This window comes from Bifidobacterium bombi DSM 19703 (assembly GCF_000737845.1).
Classification (GTDB): Bacteria; Actinomycetota; Actinomycetes; order Actinomycetales; family Bifidobacteriaceae; genus Bifidobacterium; species Bifidobacterium bombi.
On sequence record NZ_ATLK01000002.1, the window covers coordinates 75,316 to 96,084 of the forward strand.

Sequence of the window (20,769 nt, forward strand, 5' to 3'; positions counted from 1 at the left end):
ATGCATAGCAAAAATAATAAGGCGCAAGGTACTGATGGTGCCTTGCGCCGACACCAGACGATGATTGCTTGGGGCTTCTCCCTGCCGTTCATTGTCATTTTCGGTCTTTTCATGTTATTGCCGCTCCTCTCCGCTCTATACATGTCGTTCACTGACATTACTGCGCGTGATTTGCGGACTCCATTCAACGTGAACTTTGTGGGATTGCAGCAGTATGCCGCATTATTCAAAGATCCGCTGTTCCGTCATTCCCTTGTGGTGACCGGAATATTCGTGATCATCGGTGTACCGCTCACTCTGGTCGTGGCTATGGCGCTCGCGGTGGCTTTGAACAAAGGTCTACGGCACGTCAATTCGTTTTTCAGAGCCATTTTCTACGCGCCGGTCGTGGCGAGCGTCGTTGCGGTGTCCGTGGTTTGGCGCTATATACTCCAGGGTGATGGCTTGCTCAATAATCTCTTGGGGGCGATCGGCATTCATGGACCCAATTGGCTCAACGATACACATGTCGCGCTGTTTGCGCTGATTATCATGACTGTTTGGCGTAACGTCGGAACAAGCATGATCATCTTTATCGCAGGTCTGCAGAGCGTCAATCCCGAACTTGAGGAAGCTGCTTCGATCGATGGATGCAATGCTTGGAAACGCTTTTTCCATATCACGCTGCCGTTGCTCAAGCCTACGATCCTGCTGTCCCTGGTTCTGGTCTCGGTCGCCTATTTGCAGTTTTTCGACGAGTCGTTCGTGATGACGCAAGGCGGCCCTTTGGATGCTACGTTGTCGGCCTCGTACTACATCTACAAAAAGTTCGGTTTTGGACAATATGGAATGTCATCCGCCGCCAGCTGGGTCTTGTTCCTGATCATAGCCTTGGTGAGCGCTTTGCAGTTCCGTATCATGCGCTCGGATAAGTAGGAGGGAAGATGAATAATTTGGATGTTGCCTCCGTGCAGAATGTAAGTCGGGCTAATCGGGTATCCGGAATCGAGACTCCTGAGAACGTATTGCCATGGTATAAACGTTTTATGCGTGCGCACGGTTTAGTCTATATTGTGTTGGCCTTTGTGGCCGTTGTTTGGATATTTCCGTTCTTTTGGATGATTCTGGGGTCCCTGAAAACTCAGCAGGAGATCATGGCCGTGCCGCCGAAGCTGTTTCCGCAACATGCCACGCTGGGGAATTTCTATCAGTGGTTCACGCAGTTGCATTTCGGAAATTATTTCGTCAATAGCCTGATTGTGGCAGTCATGGTCGTGCTCGGGAATGTGGTGTTCTGCTCCATGGTGGGTTATGCATTGGCCAAGATGGATTTCGCCGGTAAGAAGATTCTTTTTGGCTGTGTCATGGTGACGTTGATGATTCCGTCGGTCGCGACATTCGTGCCGTTGTTCGTCATCATATCCGACATGCACCTGCTGAACAGCTATGCATCATTGATTCTCCCCTATTTGGTCCAACCTATTGGTGTCTTTCTTATGCGTCAGTTCATCGGTGATGTTCCTGATGCCTTGATGGAAGCGGCGAGGATCGATGGTGCCGGTGAGCTACGCATATTCGCGCAGATAGTATTGCCGCAGTGCGGGCCGGCGCTCGCGACGTTGAGCATTCTGACGTTCCTATCCTCCTGGAATAACTTCCTGTGGCCGTTGGTAGCGGCGCAGAGTTCCGACAGGTACACGCTGCCGGTGGCCTTGTCGCTCTACTCAACGGGGCAGAATGCGACCAACTACAGCGTGTTGCTTGCGGGCTCGGTGCTCATCATCACGCCGATCATGCTCCTGTTCATCTTCCTGCAGCGTTATTTCATCCAAGGTGTGGCGATGTCAGGCATCAAATAAAGAAGCAAAAGGTGGTGTCTGAGGTGATGAAACATACTGAGATGCTAGTTATTGGGTATAGCTTATTCGGTATTCATGCAATGTTCAGACGCTGAATCTAGCATAGGATGGTCGGTCGCTTAGTTACCAGAGGCATGTGTGTTGCGGATGATCACTATGGTGACCGACCTTTCGTATGCAATGAAGTAGAAGGAAATACAGAATGACAGGAAAGACCTTACAATTTCCCAACACGTTCTTTTGGGGAGCGGCCACGGCGGCGCATCAAATCGAAGGCAACAACGTCTCTTCGGATTGGTGGGAGCGTGAGCATATGCAAAACGGCGGTTTGTCGGAGGCTTCGGGGGATGCCTGTGACAGCTATAACCGTTATGACGAAGACATCAGGTTGCTGGCGTCATCTGGATTGCAGTATTACCGCTTTTCTTTGGAGTGGGCACGTATCGAGCCTGAGGAGGGGTGTTTTTCCAAGGCTCAGATCATCCATTACCGTAATATGATAGAAGCCTGCCACCGCTATGGCGTGGAACCCATGGTCACCTTGCACCATATGACTTTGCCGTCCTGGTTCGCACGTAAAGGAGGTTGGAGGTCTGCCGACGCCGTCGATCTCTTCGTCCGATATGTGAAAGAGGTTTCTCCTATTCTTCATGATGTGAAGTGGGTGTGCACCATCAATGAGCCCAATATGGTGGCCATGACTTGGAATGGCACTGATGGTGCGGACATGGCCGCGGCTTCCTTGCCGCAGCCCGATCTGACGATCGGGGGCACGCTTGCCAAGGCGCATAAGGCCGCCTGTGATGTGCTGCATGGGGAATATCCTTCGCTGATGGTCGGCTGGACCGTGGCCACGCAGGCTTTCCATGCCATGCCTGGTTGTGAGAAGGAGACGGAGGAATACGCATATCCGCGTGAGAATTATTATCTTGAGGTTGCAAACGGCGATGATTGGCTTGGCGTGCAGGGATATTTGCGCACGTTCATCGGCAAGGACGGACCAGTGCCATTCCCCGACGATGTCGAACGCACGCTCACCGGTTGGGAGTATTTCCCGCCTGCCGTGGGTATCGGAGTGCGCAATGCTTGGGATAAGTCCGGTCATACTCCGATCGTCGTGACGGAGAACGGTATCGCCACAGCCGATGACAAGCGTCGGCTGGACTATACATATGGCGCGCTTTGTGCAATTCGCTCCGCGATGGATGACGGCATAGACGTACGTGGTTACATACACTGGTCCTTATTGGACAATTATGAATGGGGCTCGTTCAAGCCTACTTTCGGACTTGTGGCGGTCGACCACGAAACCTTTGAACGCAAACCTAAGCTTTCCCTTCAATGGCTTGGAAATGTTGCGAAGACGGGTACGGTGGGCGATCCATCCGAGAGATAGTTTTGACGCGAACCTCAAAGTGGTTCGCCCCCGCACCGGAACGATGCTTCCGGCGGGGCGAACCGCCTTTCGCATTCGATGGGCATCGCCGCAGTGCCATTGCCAAGCCTCCCATGATGAATCGTCGTTGCGTTTGCCGACCGTTCGGAATTTCGGGAATTCATGATGTTCCCTGTCTTCTTCCGAATCTGCTGGATGTGGTGCGTGCCGCACATAGGAACCTCGAATCGTGCGCCGTGACATGTGGGTAGATGCTGGGTTTCCTTGGTCGCGGAGACGGGTTTGGGAGGCAGGTTCGTTCGCGGGACTGGAGTGTACTGGAACGTGGGGGATTTGTGCAATCGTGCTCGCTGGTAGTGGTATCGTGCAATACTAACAAAGGCGATGCCTTCGGGGCGGGTTGCGGCGCAGCACAACCGGTGTCTGCATGGGTCCGCGCCACGCTTCTCCGCGCGGTTTACTAGAACGTGGAGTTATGATGTCCTTGCGATAGCGGCGTTCAATGAGAAGTGCATGGTAGCGACACGGATATGAAAGGAGCGGTTATGGCTGGTACCAAGCTTGTCATCGTGGAGTCTCCCACCAAAGCCAAGAAAATCGGTGGGTATCTGGGTAAAGGCTACACGGTCAAGGCCTCGGTGGGCCATATTCGGGACCTTGCCCAACCGAGTGAGGTGCCTGCCGCGAAAAAGGAGAAGTTCGGACGTTTCGGGGTGGACGTGAACGACGGCTTCGAACCATATTATGTGGTTGGTCCGCAAAAGAAGAAGACGGTTGCGGAGCTGAAAACCGCACTGAAGGATGCGGACACCCTCTATCTGGCGACTGATGAGGATCGTGAGGGGGAGGCCATAGCCTGGCATTTGGTGCAGACGCTGAAACCCAAGGTACCGGTCAAACGCATGGTATTCCATGAAATCACCCCTGAAGCCATCAAGGACTCACTCAGCCACACTCGGCAGGTGGATGCCGATATGGTGGACGCCCAAGAGACCCGTCGCGTGCTCGACAGGCTGTACGGGTACGAGCTTTCTCCGGTGCTGTGGCGAAAGGTGGGGCCGGGCCTTTCCGCAGGACGTGTGCAGTCAGTCGCCACACGGCTCATTGTCGAGCGCGAGCGCGAGCGCATGGCGTTCGTACGGGTGCCCTATTGGGACGTGACGGCTGAGCTGTCCGCTTCGGGTACGGCTAAGGCGGTCGGTGGGTCGGACGAAGATGTTTCCGGAACGTTCCAGGCTCGCATGGTCACCTTGGATGGCAAGCGCTTGGCTGGTTCCAAGGATTTCAATGATGATGGGACTTTGGTGCCTTCCAGCGCGAAGGAAGGTGTGGTTCACTTGGATGAGGCACGCGCTCAAAGGCTTGCCGAAGTATTGCAGGACGCTGAGTTCACCGTCGTTTCCATGGAAACCAAGCCGTACCGTCGTCGTCCAGTGCCGCCGTTCACCACCTCAACCCTGCAACAGGCTGCAGGGAACCGCTTATCCATGAGTTCGCGTCAGACCATGCGTGCGGCTCAGGGGTTGTACGAGAATGGTTACATCACCTATATGCGTACCGATTCGGTCACGCTTTCCCAGGAAGCCATCCATGCCGCCCGTCAGGGCGTTATGCGGCATTTCGGCAAGGAATATCTTTCGGACGGTCCCAAGCAGTATGCCACTAAGACGGCTGGCGCCCAGGAGGCGCACGAGTGCATTCGCCCTGCGGGATCGAATTTCCGTGATCCCGATGAACTGGCGACCAAAGTCCCGCCTGACCAATTGAAGCTTTATACCTTGATTTGGCAGCGCACGCTCGCTTCTCAAATGGCTGATGCGACAGGTTCGACGGCGACGGTTCGCCTGAGCGCACCCGTTGACGGCCTGCATGATGTGGATGACGGTTCTGCTGCGGGGGCCGAGGGTGAAGCCGGGTTCCAAGCATCCGGAACGGTGATTGATTTCCCGGGGTTCCTCAAGGCTTCCGGATGGCCTCGGCGTGACGGCAACGAGGCTGATGTGACGCTTCCGCCCATGACCACCGGCGACAGGCTTGGCGCTTCGACCGTTACCGCGGACGGGCATGAGACCCAGCCGCCTGCCCGGTACACTGAAGCTTCGCTCGTCAAAACGCTGGAGGCCAAGGAGATTGGGCGGCCGTCGACATACGCCAGCATCATCTCCACCATCATCGACCGTGGGTATGTCTATGAGCGTGGAAGGGCGTTGATTCCTTCCTGGTTGGCTTTCGCCGTCACCAAGCTGCTCGAACAGAACTTCCCGAAGTACGTCGATTACCAGTTCACCGCAGATATGGAGAACGGGCTCGATAAAATCGCGCACGGTGAGGAAACGAGCAAGGACTGGCTTACCCGTTTCTACTTCGGGTCGGGCGACGGTGCTGCTGCGTCCGCAGATGAGGCCCACGAAGGCTTGGCTCAGCAGGTGGCCCAGCTTGGAGACATCGATGCCCGGGCCATCAACACCATCGAGATTGGCGACGGGCTTCAAGTGCGTGTAGGTCGGTATGGCCCGTATCTTGAAGACACGGAAAACCTCGATGCCGAAGGGAATCCGAAGCATGCCATGCTTCCCGATACCATGGCCCCGGATGAACTCACCGTGGAGGCCGGTCATGAACTGATTCGCACCAATGCCGGGGGGCCGAAGATCCTCGGTACGGATCCCAAGACCGGTGGGACGGTGGAGCTTCGAACCGGCCGGTTCGGGCCTTACGTGGCTTTGATGGCGCCGGAAGACGAAGGCGCGGTGTCGAATAGGTCCGACGTCGCGTCCGATGAAGACGACAAGAAGGGCGCCGAACCCGGTGCGAAAGCAGCGACCGCGGAGGGCCGTACGACGAAGGGGGCCGCACAAGGGCAGGCCAAGGCTTCCGGTTCGCGCGGCAAAGGGTCGTCGCATCCGGCGGCGAAGAAGTCCGCCGCGCCGAAGCCGAAGATGGCCTCGCTCTTCAAGAGTATGACTCCTGAGACCGTCACTCTTGACGACGCTCTCAGGCTCCTCAGCATGCCGCGCAAAGTAGGCGAGTTGGAAGAGACCGACTCTGAATCCGGTGAAGTGTCCCAGGCGGTGGTGGAAGCCAACAATGGGCGTTACGGCCCGTACCTGACAAAGACGGATGCTGATGGCAAGTCCGAGACCCGTTCGCTTTCCAGCGAAGACGAGATTTTCTCCGTGACCATCGAACAGGCCAAGGAACTCTTCGCTCAACCCAAATACGGTCGTGGCCGTGGGCGTGCTTCCAAACCGCCGTTGCGTGAGCTTGGTGCCGACCCGGAAAACGGGAAGAGTGTGACGATCAAGGATGGTTTCTACGGAGCCTACATCACCGATGGAGAGACCAACCGCACCTTACCCAGGCAGTACACACCCGAGTCCATCGAGCCCGCAGAGGCCTTTCGATTGCTTGCTGAGAAGCGTGCCGCGGGACCGGTCAAGCGTCGGGCGCGTCGCTCGACGAGCCGTAGGGCGTCCACCAATGCGACCCGGACGAAGCGTACGGCCGCCAAAAAAAACCGGTACTCGAAAGGCTGCGTCATCGAAAACCGCTGCTGCCGGCAAAGCCACGGCGAAGAAAACGTCGGCAAAGAAAACGACGGCAAGAAGAAGTGAGTCTGGGAGAGCCGGTGCGAAAAAGCCTTCGGCACAGTAGCGTCATGTCATCTGCCCAACACCAATGGGCGTGAGTCGTGACGTTGGCCTCGACGGGTGTGCGCTGGCCGGTCGGTCCGAACCGGAGCGGCCTGCCATACCTCCTGACTGTCGTCCCTCTGACGGTCATTCCTCTGACGGTCGTCACTCCTGGCCTCCATACTTCTTGACAGTCATGCTTTCGGTATGCTGTTTCTTCGGTATGCTATTTCTTCGCACTGACGTCACTCTGGAACCCCTTGGCAGCATCACATTGTTGTGGCATCGGGTGGCCGCTTCCTTCGACTCGGTTCCCTTGATGCCGGTTTCCCTGCGCCGGTCGTCTGTGCTAACCGCCGCGAGTTGGTTCCTCGTATTGGTTCCTTGTGCCGGCTTCTTTTGCTTGCTTCTTGGCGTCGAATGACCTTGTGCCGAGCGGCCTGTGCCGAGCGGCCTGGGAGGGTGGTCATTGTTGCGCTGATGAACACGCTGCGCACCATCCGGGGTGCCGAGATGACCCCGGATAGGATGTTGCCCCAAATGCCGCGTCACGTCAGACAAACACGGTACCATGGGTGGAATGACCCCTGAATCGTTAAGTGAAGAGATTTCGAAAATAGCCCGAGCTTTGGCGGAGGACGGCGATGCCGGCGAATTGACTGCGCAGATGGTGCCATCTGCCGATGAACTCACCGTCATGAGGCCGAAAGACCGTACCCACGGGGATTGGTCCAGCAATGCGGCGATGCAGTTGGCGAAGAAAGCACGCATGAAACCCCGGGATCTGGCTGAGAGATTCGCCGCCGAGCTGAGCAGGACTCCCGGCATCAGATCCGTGGAGGTGGCCGGTCCCGGCTTCATCAACGTCACATTGGATGCCGCTTCGGCCGCCCAAGTGGTGGAGGCTGTGCTTTCGGGCCGCTGCCCGATCCAAAGCGAATACCGTAACGAAGGCGGCGAACGCTTGTCCGAGGAGGGTACGACTTTCGGCCGTAACGGGCACTTGGGCGGCAAAACACTCAATCTTGAGTTCGTCTCGGCCAACCCTACCGGACCGATTCATATCGGCGGCGTGCGCTGGGCCGCAACGGGGGATTCCATGGCTCGCGTGCTTGAGGCCAATGGCGCCAAGGTCGTCCGTGAATATTACTTCAACGACCACGGGGAGCAGATCAACCGTTTCGCCAAGTCTCTGGTCGCCGCAGCCCACGGCGAAGAGACACCCGCCGACGGGTATAAAGGCGCGTACATCAACGAGATCGTCGATCGAGTCGTGGCTCAGGCCGCTGCCGATGGCGTCGACATCCTCAACCTGCCGCGTGTGGACACCGGTGTCGATAAGGACGGCAATGCCCTGGGAGAAGGGGATTCGCCGCAGCGCGAGGAATTCCGCGCCCGTGCGGTTCCGATGATGTTCGCCGAAATCCAGCAATCCATGAAGGACTTCCGGGTGGATTACGACGTGTGGTTCCATGAGAACAGCCTGTACCAGTCGGGTGCGGCGCAAAAGGCCATCGAATATCTGCGAGGTCGGGGAGACGTCTTCGACAAGGATGGCGCCACTTGGTTCGCCGCCACGAAACACGGGGATGACAAGGACCGTGTCATCATCAAGTCAAACGGCGAGTACGCCTACTTTGCCGCTGATATCGCCTATTACTGGGACAAGCGCCACCGTGCTGTGGATCCGGCCGATGTGGCCATCTATATGCTCGGAGCCGACCATCACGGGTACATTGGCCGCATGATGGCCATGTGCGCCGCCTTCGGTGACGTTCCCGGCGAGAACATGCAGATACTCATCGGTCAGATGGTCAACGTGATGAAGGACGGCAAGGCTGTTCGCATGTCGAAGCGTGCGGGCAACGTCGTCACCATAGACGATCTCGTGGATGCCATAGGCGTGGATGCCTCCCGCTATTCGCTGGCACGCACCGATTACAACACGAGCGTCGACATCGACCTCGACGTGCTCGCCTCGCACACCAACGAGAACCCCGTGTACTACGTGCAGTACGCGCACGCCCGTGCCTGCAATGTGGACCGCAACGCGGCCGATGCCGGCATCGATGCCGGCAAGGCTTCGCTGGGACTGCTTGACACACCGGCCGACGGCGAGGTGCTGGCCTCATTGGCCCAATGGCCTTCCGTGGTGGCCGAAGCCGGTGACCTGCGCGCCCCGCACAAGATCGCGCACTACTTGGAAGCGCTCGCGGGTGCGTACCACAAGTGGTACAACTTGGAACGGGTGGTGCCGATGGCGCTCACCGAATTAGAGGAACGCAAGAATAAAGCCGAACGTGAGGCTTTGCGCATCGCCAAGGACCCCGAACCGGCCCGCGCGGCGGCTCGACTGAAACTCAACGACGCCGTGAGAATGGTCATCGCGTCCGGTCTGGACATGCTCGGCGTGAGCGCCCCGGAGAGAATGTGACCCGCACGCCTGAGCGTAGGTGGCGTGCGGTGCAGATTCCGGTATGCGGTTTCGGTTTCAGGCGGGTTCGAGGCTTGATGCCGCGCAGGCGGCATCGGTGTGGCCGAGTTGAAAGCTTAGGTGTTGAAGTGAGGTGCCGGGGGTCACGACCCGGCGCATGTGAGGATATGCGGCGCAAAGGCTCGTCCTCGTGCCGAGATACGGCAGGCAGACGAAAAGGACGGTAACGATGGCAATCAGCGCGATTTGGCCCAAAGCCACGGATCGGAACGAACATGGCGAGTTGACGTTCCACGGAAACTCGGCTGCCTCCCTGCTTGAGCGATTCGGCTCCCCGTTGTATGTCATGGACACGGATGAACTGCGGGCCCGCGCCGGCGGGTTCGTGCAGGCGGCCGCAAAGGCATTTCCGACCGCCACCACTCACGTAAGCTACGCCGGGAAGGCTTTTCTCTCGAAGGAGGTCTGCCGCATCGTTTCGCAAGAGGGCATGCTTATCGACACATGCTCGATGGGTGAGATGCGTATAGCGCTCGCGGCAGGCATACCTGGACGTCGCCTCGTTCTGCATGGCAACAACAAGTCCGATGCCGAACTTGAGCTGGCAATAGCGGAAGGCTTCAATAAAATCGTGGTGGACAGCCCGGACGATCCTGAGCGCGTGGCCTCCATAGCACGGCGTCTGGGTAAGCGGGCGCGTGTCATGGTGCGTGTGACTTGTGGCATCCACGCCGGCGGACACGAATACATCTCCACCGCCCATGAGGATCAGAAATTCGGTCTGGCTCTGCTTCCCGCAGGCGCGGATCCGAAGATTTTCGATGTGCTTGACGGACTTGGGAAGGGGTGTGGAAACAGCGCCCAAACGGTTCCGACGACTGTCGGTGACACGGACGCCGCCGCCGACACTGGTGCCGATGCCGATGCCGATGGTAGGAACGACGCCATCCGCTACCCCTATGATGTCGGAGATGTGAAGCCGACGGATACCGAGCTGGCGTTGGCGCGTGCAATGGACGCAGTGGCGAATGGTCCGGCGGTGGCGGTCCTCAAAGACATTGCTGCACGTTCGAATGACCTTGAGCTGGTCGGCATCCATTCCCACATCGGTTCGCAGATTCATGATGCGAACGCCTTCATTCAGGCCGGACAGCGCATGATGCTTCTGCGTCGTACGTTCTATGCCACTGATGCGTACGTTCTTCCCGAAGTGGATCTGGGAGGCGGCTATTCCGTGGCGTATACAGATGATGAGGAAGCCATGGACATCCCTCGTGAACTCGCACGGCTCTCCGAGGCGGTGGCCACGGTCAACAAGGCTCTTGGAATGCCTGCTCCCATCATCTCATTCGAACCAGGGCGTTCTATCGTCGGCCCCGCCGGGGTGACGCTGTACCGGGTCGGCACCATCAAGCATGTAGCCCTGCCCGCCGACACGAAGGACGACCAAGGCCATCGAATCTCCCAGAGAACCTATGTCTCGGTGGATGGAGGCATGAGCGACAACATTCGTCCGATGCTCTATGGCGCGAATTATACTGTGGCCGTAGCTGGATTCGCGGGAGGAGCGGACGCCGATGGTGCCGGATGCATGAAACAGACCGGTGAGGATGACGGGAGCATGATTGCCAGAGTGGTGGGCATGCACTGTGAATCGGGCGATGTTCTCGTACGTGAATGTCGGTTGCCGCACGACCTCAAACGTGGGGATATCCTCGCCATTCCCGTCACCGGAGCATATGGGCGCACCATGGCCAGCAACTATAACCAGGCACTCATCCCGGCCGTGGTTGCGGTCAGCGAGCAGGACGCCCATCTGATGATGCGCAGACAGACCGTCGATGACCTGCTTGGTCTCGATGTAAGCGCGTAAGCGCGATCCGGCGTGCCTAGCGCAATACGGCCGGTGTATCTTGACGGTTGGACCGTGCAGGTCCGTGGTTCTGGGCCTGTCTCGGGAACGCTGCCGGAAAAGCCGCCTTGAACCTTGTCTGAGAATGCGCCCGGGGCAAGGACTGCTGGCTGGGCTGCCTTGAACCCGCCGGGGAGGGCGCTTTGTGAAGTGCTGGTGACGTGTGTTCGTGTAGTTTGTCGTCTTCGGCTGCATTGTTTAACTTATTTAGAGTCTGGGCGTTTGTCTTTCGAAATCCGAAGGTCCGTTTTGGAACCGAAGGGGCACCTGTCGTTTTCTTTCCGTACTATTGAAGCTGAAACCAAGCAACGAGACGGTGGGGGAAGAATATGGCAGATCAGGCTGCCGCCGGGGTTCGCGGTCGGGAAGACGGAAGAGAAGACGTTCCCATCAATGTGGGGCTGCTCGGAGCGGGGACGGTGGGTTCTCAGACCGCGCGCCTTCTGGTGGAGCAGGGCGATGAGCTGACGAACCGCATAGGGCGGCCAATCAGGCTTTCCGGCGTGGCTTGCCGCAATCCGAGCGATGTCGATTATCCGTGGCTTGACAAGGCCTTGCTTACCGAGGACACTGAGGCGGTGGTTCGCGGCGCCGATATCGCGGTCGAACTCATCGGCGGGTTGGAGCCGGCCCGCACGCTGGTGCTGCAGGCCCTGAACGCCGGCACTTCGGTGGTGACCGCCAACAAGGCTCTGCTCGCCAAGTTCGGCCCTGAACTCTATCGGGCCGCGGCTGCCCATCATGCGGACATCTATTTCGAAGCCGCCGTGGGAGGAGCCATCCCCTTCATTCGGCCGTTGCGCGAGTCGCTTTCCGGCGACAGGGTCGATAGCGTCCTGGGCATACTCAACGGCACCACGAACTACATTCTCGATGAGATGACCACCAAAGGGCTTGATTTCGACGTGGCATTGAAGGATGCACAGGAGAAGGGCTACGCGGAGGCCGATCCCACGGGCGATGTCGAGGGAATCGATGCCGCCAATAAGGCGGCAATCGTGGCATCGTTGGCCTTCCACACCGACATCGGTATCGACGACGTGGCAGTCGAAGGCATTACGAGAATCACGTCCGATGACATAGCCGCGGCCACGGCCGAAGGCAAGGTCGTCAAACTTCTGGCTGTCGTTGAGAACGGCGAGGCCGGGGTGTCGGCCCGCGTGTACCCGGCGTTGATTCCTCTTGACCATCCGCTGGCATCCGTGCGTGGCAGCTTCAACGCGGCGTTCGTCCATGCCGAGGCCGCCGATGACCTCATGTTCTACGGGCGCGGTGCCGGCGGGGCGCCGACCGCTTCGGCGGTGGTGGGTGATGTGGTGACGGTTGCCCGCCATATCGCACAGGGATCGACCGGGCAGGCCATCGAACTGTACAACGACCTTCCCAAGGCTCCTCTGAGCGCTTCTCAGGCGGTCTTCGCCGTACGGTTCCAGATTTGCGACCGCCCCGGCATATTGGCGAAAATCTCCCAGAAGTTCGCCGATTACGGGCTGTCCATCAACGGCATCAACCAGGACCTGCAGCCCACCCCGCACGATCCCGGCTATTCGGGCGAGATTCAGACGCTTCGCCTGGTGACGCATCATTGCAACGAAGTCACGTTGCGAGAATGCATCAAGGATATCTGTGACTTCAGCTTCGTGGTGGGTGAGCCTTCGATTCTGCGCGTTATGGAATAGGACGGACATGGAGAACGGCGTTCGGTGGCGCAATCACAGTGTGCAGGCTTCGCGTGTCCGACCTGGGAGCGAGTCCGTGGTTGGTTCGCACGCACCCGGCGTCCGTACCGTGAATTCCGTAACGTGCATGCCGCTTCATGGATTCCGTACCGCCACGTTTTGCCGCAGGCTGCCGCACCGGAGCGCAGGATCCGAAGCCTGCGCTCGACAATCAGCAATATGAGCCAGCAACAACCGCCCTGCGACGGGCAATCCGTGAAGAGACCCGTTTTTAGTCACGGGGCGTACGACCCAGCAGTTTGAACCTGAGTTCCGGCATCCGAACTTGAATATGCGAACCCGAATATCGGAACTCAAATATCCAAAGCCTGAACTCGAACATCAGTCACCAAACATCCGAACCCGAACCCGAACCCGGCGTCGGAATCGAGACCGGCAAGCGCCTCACCGTTGAGGTCGAGGCAATGACACACATCGCGTTATACAATCCATCCCAAGGAGGCATGTATGGCTGTCAATGACATCAAGGGCATCGCTGATTGCAATGGAGGCACTAGCATCAATACGGTCAACGGCATCAATGACGTGAACGGTGCCTTCGGCGCTGCAAGAACGGACCCGCTCCCCGATACGCCTCGCCCGGTCATAAGCCAGGTGAAGGTTCGAGTCCCGGCCACCAGCGCAAACCTCGGGTCGGGATTCGATTCCGTAGGTCTGGCGCTGGACTACTACGACGAACTCACCTTCACCCGCAATCCCGCTGCGAACGGTTCAGCACAGAACCGCCCCATGAGCGCCGGCGGCTCGGAACCGGACGGTGTCCGCGTCATCATCCACGGTGAGGGAGAAGACACGCTGCCGCGTGATGAGACCCATCTGGTGGTCTCCATGTTCCGTCGGGCCTGCCGTACGTTCGGGCTTCCTAGGTTCGGATTCACACTGGAGTCATGCAACCGGATTCCGCAGGCGCGTGGCATGGGGTCGTCGGCCGAGGCCATAGTGGCGGGCATCAGCGCGGCCGCGGCATTCGCGGGTCTCGGTGACGATGTTCGGGATGTCTCTCTCGGTGCCTTTGGTCAGGGAACTTCGTCTGAACGTTCGTCTGAATGTCCATCTGAACGTTCGTCTGAAGGCGCGGCTGTGGGAAAGGATCCGATATTCGCGTTGGCCGCCGAGGCTGAAGGTCACCCCGACAATGTGGCTCCTGCGGTCTACGGTGGGCTTACGGTATCGTGGAAACAACAGGCCGGTGAAGGTACGGGGTCACTTAAGATCGCGGATGCCGAGCCGCTGCAGACCGGCTTCCACACCGTCCGTTACCCGGTAAGCCCGGACGTCCATGCGTCGGTGTTCGTTCCGGATTTCGAACTTTCGACGCAACGTGCGCGTCAGGCGCTTCCTGCACGGGTTCCATACGCTTCGGCGGTTCACAACGTCTCACGTGTGGCGCTATTGCCGGCCGCCATGAATTGTACGGATGCGGCCCACGGCAACCAGCTCCTTTTTGCGGCCACGCAAGACCTTCTGCATCAGCCCTACCGCAAGGCTTTGATGCCTTCCTCATGGGAGTTGATCGAGCGGTTGCGCTCGCAGGGCTTTGCGGCGGCCGTGTCGGGTGCAGGCCCGTGCGTTCTGGTGCTCCATTATGGTCAGGCTCGCTCGCAGATTGACGCTGCTGCCGCCGGACAGCTGAATTCCGGACATTGGCGTGTGCTCCACCTTCCCGTCAATGTCGGCGGCGTGTCGGTTTGCGTTTCCTGACATCGGGGATTCGTTCGACGGTGTATCCGTTCCAGCGCAGTTGACGGAAAGCTGTGTCTCGCGGGGTCACTAGTAGTAAGTGACTTGCGGGTTTGAGTTTTGCCGGCCTGCCGGTTTAGCCGCTGGCTGGGGTGTTGGCTGGCTGTCGGCAACGGTTCTTCTTGCCGGCGGGTGACCTTCGATTCCGGTTTGATGTATGTGTGGTTTGATGAATGTGCTGCTGAACGAGTACGACGTTGAACGAATGCGTGGCTTGGGACGTGTGGCTTGACGAATGCGTGGCTTGACGAATGCGTGGCTTGTGGATGGTGCGCAAACCATGAATGGGTGATGCGGTTCGCCTATGGGCGGGGCCGTGAAGGGTGTTGCGGCTTGTGGATGGTGCGCGAGCCGCAACATTACCCATTGGGGTAGTATGAAGGGCAGATGATGAAGGGTGTGCGTTGCATGGGGCGCACGTTGCCCGCTTTTCGCGTGTAAGGTCTGGAGTGATATGAGCGTTTCCGTGATACTTGCCTCAAGTTCCCCGTCGCGCCGCAGGGTGCTTCTGCAGGCCGGAGTGAACCCCAATGTCAGCGTCTCGCATGTAGACGAACCGGCGGCCCTTGAGGCCGCTGCCGCTCGGTTTGGCGGCCGTGTGGCCGATCTTGATGCGAAGCAGCGCGTCGAGATCCTCGCCCGGGCGAAGGCGCGGGCTGTGGCTTCATATTATCGTTCCGTCGCACAGGTGGCGGCGGATGCACACGGCGAACAGGTCACCGCATACCCGCTACAGGCGCCGCAGGTCACGGATGCCGGCGCGGGTGGCGTGCAATCCGATGAGACTCAGACTGGTTCGCAATCTCGGTTCGCAGGCGCGAAACCCCCGGTGGCAGATGCACGATTCCGGCCCGCAGATGTGAAGCATTCGTCCGACGGCACTTCTGACATCGACCGTACGGTCACGCAAGATTTTTCGGGTCTGGCCGTTCCCACCCGTACCGAGCCGCTCGACGAGGCGATGGCCGGTTTGCATGGGTTCGAAAGTTCGTCGCACGGTCCGTTGATCATAGGGTGCGATTCGATGTTCCTGTTTGGGGGCGAGACGTTCGGCAAACCCCATACTCCGCAGGTGGCGCGTGAGCGTCTGACGGCAATGAGAGGCAAGTCCGGCGAGCTGTGGACAGGCCACTGCGTCATCGATTTCGCCACCGGCCGTGAGCTCACCGAGGCAAGCCATGCCCGGGTACGGTTCGCAGACTACACCGACGAACAGGTTGAGGCCTATGTTTCCACGGGTGAGCCTCTGGAAGTGGCGGGATGCTTCACTCTGGAAGGATTGGGCGGCCCGTTCATCGAGAGTGTTGAGGGAGACCCCAGCGGAGTGCTGGGTATCAGCCTTCCCTTGTTGCGGCGTTTGACGGGAAAATTGGGCATCGACTGGACATGGCTGTGGAACTGGCAGAACACTTCCGCGGTTCAGCCAGGCTTTGGCTCTAGGCCGCAGGCTCAGGATTCGGACATCGAGCTGCGTGTCGCGGCCGCCACGTCGCCACAGGGACGTATTCGTCAGCCCGGTGACGGGTGGGTGGAATGCGTCTGCGGCAGCAGGCATTGGGGTCGTCACGGTGCGGCGGGAATTCTGCTTGCTCGGCGCGATGAGCGGACGGGCGAAGTTACCGATATCGTGATGCAGCATCGCGCGCAGTGGAGTGCGGAAGGTGGCACGTGGGGCATTCCCGGCGGTGCGATTACGGCTGGTGAGACTCCGATTGAGGGGGCGTTGCGCGAATCCTATGAGGAGGCGAACATCACTCCGGACGACATCGAGGTCGTAGGAACCCATCGTGAGGAGCACGGTCCTTGGGCTTATACCACGGTGATTGCGTTCGAGAAGCCCGGGCATCGGGTGGACCCTCACCCCAATGATGACGAGAGTCTGAAGATAGGTTGGGTGCCTGTGCCAAACGTGGCCGGTCTCAAGCTGCTCACGGCGTTCCGTACGGATTGGCCGGGATTCACCGAGCGTCTCGATCGGCTGGCGCGGGAGTACAAGGGCAAGTGAATCCGTTGTCCGCGCGAGTTCGCCGTTCGTTGGGTCGGTTTTTCTTGGTGTGGTTTCCTGGTCCGGTTCTTTAGGTCTGGATTATTCCCGGTTTGGTTTCCCGGTCTGGTTCTTTAGGTCTGGATTATTCTCCGTTTGCTTTCCCGTTTGGTTTCCCGGTCTTGATCATTTCCGTCTTGGTTCCCGGCGTGCGTCGTGAATCGTCATTCAGCTCAGCAATGCGGCGATGAGGGCTATGCAGACCGGGCTGGTGACGGTGGAAAGCAGGATGCCGTCGCGGGCGAATTCCATGCCGGCCTTATAACGCGCAGCGTAATTGTAGACGTTCTGCCCGGCCGGGAGTGCGGCCAGCACGACGCAGGCGTAAAGCACCTTCCCCGAGAACCCCATGACATACTTTGCCAGCAGGAACGCGATGATTGGCATGATGACGTTTTTCAGCACGGTCACGGTGTATACGGCCGGTCGTGCCGACTTGTTCTGCAGCGGCGTGGTGCCGTAAATGGACATGCCGAACGCCATGAGGATCATGGGGACCGCGCTCTGCCCCAGGATGTTGATGGGGTCGTAAATGAACTTCGGAATCGGATAGTATCCGATTTTCGCGGCCAAGGCCGATATGAGGATACCGCCCAACGAGCCGATGAGCAGCGGCTGATGCAACGGCTGCATGAGGATTCGCTTGGCCGATGTCTTGCCTGAAGTCGTGATGTCGAGCACCGTCAGCGCGATGGGGGTGAAAATGGCCTGCTGCATGACAAGGATAGGCGCCACGAGCGCGGGGTTGCCCAGAATGTAAGTGGCGATCGGCAGGCCGATGTTGTTAGAGTTCAAGTACAGCGAATTGAGCGCACCCACGGTCGCGTCGGCGGCGCCCATATGGAAGAACAGTCTGTTGAGCAGCAGGAACAGTAGACCCACCGTCAGTGCCGAAAAAAAGGCCACGACGATGGAGGAATGGAAAATCTCCAAAATGGGTTCTTTCGAGAGTATCGCAAACATGAGGCAAGGATTCGTGACGAAGAAACTCACCTTGTTGAGCACCATCTGTGCGCTGGGGCCGCCGATGCGCATACGCGCCGTCACATAACCCGCTACAATGATCACGGCGATGACGAAGAATCCCTGCATCGCGCTAAGTAACCCGGTCATACTGCCTCCAGTTCGTTCTTTCCTGCGTATGCCCGCCTCAATAGTGCCTCACCCTGTCGAGAAGAGCGTGATGCGTCCTGCCATGCGGCTTTTCGAACCAGCTTTGTCAAGGACGTTCGTGCGAATCCTTACAATGGTCGTATGGACGTGACGCCGTTAACCCCAATCTCCCACCTTATAGCCAATAAGCGCAAGGTGAGTGCACTCAAATCGCTTGGCATCGAGACCGTGGAGGAAGCTCTGGCCTATTATCCGTTCCGTGTGACGGACCCCGTCCCCGCTCGTGCGGTAGGAGAGGTACAGGTCGGCCAGGCGTTGGCATTTCCCGCAGTGGTACGTGGCTTCCAAATCATCCCCATGGGAGGCAGGCGAGGCTACCGGTTCGAGGCGATGGTCGACGATTCCGTCTTCGCGGCATCGCGCCATGTCCCTGCATCGTTGGTGAGACTCACGTTCTTCTCACACAAGAAACCGTACATGGACTGGCTTGGCATGCGGATGCATTCCGGAGCACAGGTGGTGGTGGCCGGTACGTTGGGCGAGTACAACAACCAGCCACAGTTCATGCACCCTGAAGTGCTGACGGTGGCTCTTGCGGGCATCGGCGGCGTTGCCGATGCCACGGACCGTCCGTCCGCGGCGCTCGCATCACCGGGCAGCCTCAAATTCGACGCCTCAAACCAGTCCGAAGCCCTGCTTCATGTGTGCAGGCCTCGACCGATATACCACGCCAATTCGCGTATCTCCAGCGAACATATCCACGAGGTAATTCTGGTATTGCTCAAGGCGTTGGGCGTTCTGGTAGAGTCGGACCACGAAACCGAAGAACAGGGTGCGATGCCGAATTCTTCCTCGGCTTCGGGCAAGGCCCTGGGTCGGCTCTCGGGCACCGACGGCTTCCAGGAGGACGTTTCGAGCATCCACGCGGTCAGTGCTCCGTTCGTCCCCGACGTGCTCCCGCAAAAAGTCATCGACGAATGCGGCTTGCTGCACCGGGCCGCCGCGTTCGCCGCAGTTCATGACCCTCATAGCGTGGAGCAGTTCGCAGAAGGTCTTAAGACGCTGCGGTATGAAGAGGCGTTCGTATCCCAGATTGCTGTTTTGCAGGCCCGCCAGCAGTCGCGCACGGCCCATGCTTTCCCATGCACGCAAACCGGACTGCGAGAGGAATTCATCGATTCACTCCCGTTCGACCTCACTTCGGGTCAACGTCAGGTGATAGACGAAATGGGCATGGACATGCAGCGTCTCTTCCCTATGCAGCGGCTGCTTGAGGGTGAGGTCGGCAGCGGCAAGACGGTCGTCGCTCTTGCGGCTATGCTTCAGGCGGTGGCCTCCGGCGGTCAGGCTTTGCTTGTGGCCCCTACGCTTGTGCTGGCGGAACAGCATGAGCGTACGATCGGTTCCATGGTTTCCAAGCTCGCCACACCGGTGGATGTCACTCTGTTTACAGGCGGCATGAAGCTGTCCCAGCGAAGGCAGGCTCTGGCTCGCATGGCCAATGGTTCGCCGGGCATCATCGTGGCCACCCATGCCGCTTTGTCCAGGCACGTGCAGATTCCGAACCTCGCGCTCACGGTCATCGACGAGCAGCATCGGTTTGGAGTGGAGCAACGTGAGGTGGTGAAGGATCTCAACACGAAGGATGCTGATGGGAAACCTATCCCAGGGGGTAAGGCTCCGCACATGCTGGTCATGACCGCGACTCCCATACCGAGGTCGGCCGCCATGACCTGGTTTGGTGACCTTGACGTCTCCGAACTCACGCAGCTGCCGGGAGGGCGTAGGCCTGTGAAGACCGTGGTCGTGCCTGAGGCGGACAATGTCACGATGTCACGCATGTTCACGCATCTGCGGCGGCGTATCGATGCAGGGGAGCGGGTATACATCGTTTGCCCTCGTATCGAGGAGGACTCCGATGAGGCGGACGATGGTGTGGGTGTGATTGGCGCGGGTGGCGCGAGTAGTGTGGCTGGCGCGGCTAACGGCGGGGTGGTTGGTGTGTCTAAGGTCGATGCAGCATCTGCCAACACGGCTGGCGCGGGCGCGCAACGCCACAAGGAAGGAACGGGGCAGGGCTTCACGGAGCCGGATTTTGTGGAGTTCGAAGGCACCTCCGATTCGGAGGGTGACGGAACCGGCGAACCTAAGGCACCCTTGCATTCAGTTGGTCAGATGAAGGCTAGACTCTCAGTGTTGCCGCAATTCCAAGGCGTTGAGTTCGCAACGCTTACCGGGCGCGACGATGATGAGACCAAACTCCGGGTGATGGCCGATTTCAAATCGGGGCGAACCCCGGTTCTGGTTTCCACCACGGTCATTGAGGTGGGCGTTGACGTGCCTCAGGCCAGCTGTATCGTCATTTTCGATGCGGATCGGTTCGGTTTGTCGCAGCTACATCAGCTACGTGGCCGTGTGGGCCGTGGCGGCACGGATGCGTGGGCTTTCCTCATCTCCCGCGCCGAGCCGGGGAGCATCGCGCAGGAGCGCCTTGAGGTGATTCGAACTTCCAGCGACGGTGCACGGATTGCCGAGGCGGATCTTGAGCTGCGTGGTGCCGGTGACGTCGTCGGTGACCGGCAGTCCGGAGGCAAATCCGGGTTGAAACTGTTGCGCGTGGTTAAGGACAAGGCCATTATCGTCGATGCAAGAAAGCGCGCCGAACGGTTGCTTGAAGGGGATCCCGATCTCAAGGGTGCCCCTGACTTGGCTGGTGCCGTCCTGGACTTCACCCGTGGCACGGAAAAACAGATTCTCAGCAGCTAGAGGCCGAACGGTGAGCGTTTTAGCGTATCCGAGCTACGGACGTGTGGCTGCGTCCACATCGAGTGACGTTCTTGATTACCTTATGCTGACGTGAACCGCAGCGCTTGCTGCATAGGTATGCTGTATTGAGCCATCGGCTGTGGCGGGTTGTGGTG

At 58.8% G+C, this 20,769-nt stretch carries 11 protein-coding genes; 10 read left to right on the forward strand and 1 reads right to left on the reverse strand.

Annotation, left to right across the window (positions count from 1 at the left end; genetic code table 11):
• The 9 genes from BBOMB_RS06495 (at position 1) to BBOMB_RS06540 (ending at position 16,696) form a co-directional block, all read left to right on the forward strand.
• A complete protein-coding gene (locus BBOMB_RS06495; protein WP_044087632.1) occupies positions 1-915 on the forward strand; it encodes a carbohydrate ABC transporter permease in 915 nt (304 codons plus the stop codon).
• A gap of 8 nt (positions 916-923) precedes the next feature.
• A complete protein-coding gene (locus BBOMB_RS06500; protein WP_081867430.1) occupies positions 924-1,838 on the forward strand; it encodes a carbohydrate ABC transporter permease in 915 nt (304 codons plus the stop codon).
• Between the two features lie 202 nt (positions 1,839-2,040).
• The gene (locus BBOMB_RS06505) at positions 2,041-3,234 is read left to right on the forward strand and encodes a glycoside hydrolase family 1 protein (RefSeq protein ID WP_044087630.1); all 1,194 of its coding nucleotides are present in this window, start codon (positions 2,041-2,043) and stop codon (positions 3,232-3,234) included.
• A 545-nt stretch (positions 3,235-3,779) separates the two neighbouring features.
• Positions 3,780-6,848: a type I DNA topoisomerase gene (gene topA, locus BBOMB_RS06510; protein ID WP_081867431.1), complete on the forward strand. Its 3,069-nt coding sequence runs from the start codon at positions 3,780-3,782 to the stop codon at positions 6,846-6,848.
• A 598-nt stretch (positions 6,849-7,446) separates the two neighbouring features.
• Positions 7,447-9,300, forward strand: coding sequence for an arginine--tRNA ligase (gene argS / locus BBOMB_RS06520; RefSeq protein ID WP_044087679.1), 1,854 nt, complete (start codon positions 7,447-7,449; stop codon positions 9,298-9,300).
• 229 nt (positions 9,301-9,529) lie between these two features.
• Positions 9,530-11,173, forward strand: coding sequence for a diaminopimelate decarboxylase family protein (locus tag BBOMB_RS06525; protein WP_044087627.1), 1,644 nt, complete (start codon positions 9,530-9,532; stop codon positions 11,171-11,173).
• A gap of 368 nt (positions 11,174-11,541) precedes the next feature.
• On the forward strand, positions 11,542-12,891 hold the full coding sequence (locus BBOMB_RS06530) for a homoserine dehydrogenase (RefSeq protein WP_044087626.1): 1,350 nt from the start codon (positions 11,542-11,544) through the stop codon (positions 12,889-12,891).
• Positions 12,892-13,398: 507 nt separating this feature from the next.
• Entirely contained in the window at positions 13,399-14,652 is a 1,254-nt protein-coding gene (locus BBOMB_RS06535) for a homoserine kinase (RefSeq protein ID WP_081867432.1), read from the forward strand.
• Positions 14,653-15,145: 493 nt separating this feature from the next.
• Positions 15,146-16,696, forward strand: a complete 1,551-nt coding sequence (locus BBOMB_RS06540) for a Maf family protein (protein WP_044087625.1) — start codon at positions 15,146-15,148, stop codon at positions 16,694-16,696.
• A 207-nt stretch (positions 16,697-16,903) separates the two neighbouring features.
• Here the strand turns inward: BBOMB_RS06540 and BBOMB_RS06545 are convergent, their stop codons facing one another.
• Entirely contained in the window at positions 16,904-17,848 is a 945-nt protein-coding gene (locus BBOMB_RS06545) for an AEC family transporter (RefSeq protein WP_044087624.1), read from the reverse strand.
• Between the two features lie 141 nt (positions 17,849-17,989).
• Between BBOMB_RS06545 and BBOMB_RS06550 the strand changes: the two genes are divergently transcribed.
• Positions 17,990-20,614: an ATP-dependent DNA helicase RecG gene (locus tag BBOMB_RS06550; protein WP_044087623.1), complete on the forward strand. Its 2,625-nt coding sequence runs from the start codon at positions 17,990-17,992 to the stop codon at positions 20,612-20,614.
• Positions 20,615-20,769: the final 155 nt, after the last annotated feature.

Excerpts from the sequence above, each read along its gene's own strand:
- BBOMB_RS06495 (WP_044087632.1), top strand. The coding sequence starts at position 1 with ATGCATAGCAAAAATAATAAGGCGCAAGGTACTGATGGTGCCTTGCGC.
- BBOMB_RS06500 (WP_081867430.1), top strand. The coding sequence starts at position 924 with ATGAATAATTTGGATGTTGCCTCCGTGCAGAATGTAAGTCGGGCTAAT.
- BBOMB_RS06505 (WP_044087630.1), top strand. The coding sequence starts at position 2,041 with ATGACAGGAAAGACCTTACAATTTCCCAACACGTTCTTTTGGGGAGCG.
- topA (WP_081867431.1), top strand. The coding sequence starts at position 3,780 with ATGGCTGGTACCAAGCTTGTCATCGTGGAGTCTCCCACCAAAGCCAAG.
- argS (WP_044087679.1), top strand. The coding sequence starts at position 7,447 with ATGACCCCTGAATCGTTAAGTGAAGAGATTTCGAAAATAGCCCGAGCT.
- BBOMB_RS06525 (WP_044087627.1), top strand. The coding sequence starts at position 9,530 with ATGGCAATCAGCGCGATTTGGCCCAAAGCCACGGATCGGAACGAACAT.
- BBOMB_RS06530 (WP_044087626.1), top strand. The coding sequence starts at position 11,542 with ATGGCAGATCAGGCTGCCGCCGGGGTTCGCGGTCGGGAAGACGGAAGA.
- BBOMB_RS06535 (WP_081867432.1), top strand. The coding sequence starts at position 13,399 with ATGGCTGTCAATGACATCAAGGGCATCGCTGATTGCAATGGAGGCACT.
- BBOMB_RS06540 (WP_044087625.1), top strand. The coding sequence starts at position 15,146 with ATGAGCGTTTCCGTGATACTTGCCTCAAGTTCCCCGTCGCGCCGCAGG.
- BBOMB_RS06545 (WP_044087624.1), bottom strand. The coding sequence starts at position 17,848 with ATGACCGGGTTACTTAGCGCGATGCAGGGATTCTTCGTCATCGCCGTG.
- BBOMB_RS06550 (WP_044087623.1), top strand. The coding sequence starts at position 17,990 with ATGGACGTGACGCCGTTAACCCCAATCTCCCACCTTATAGCCAATAAG.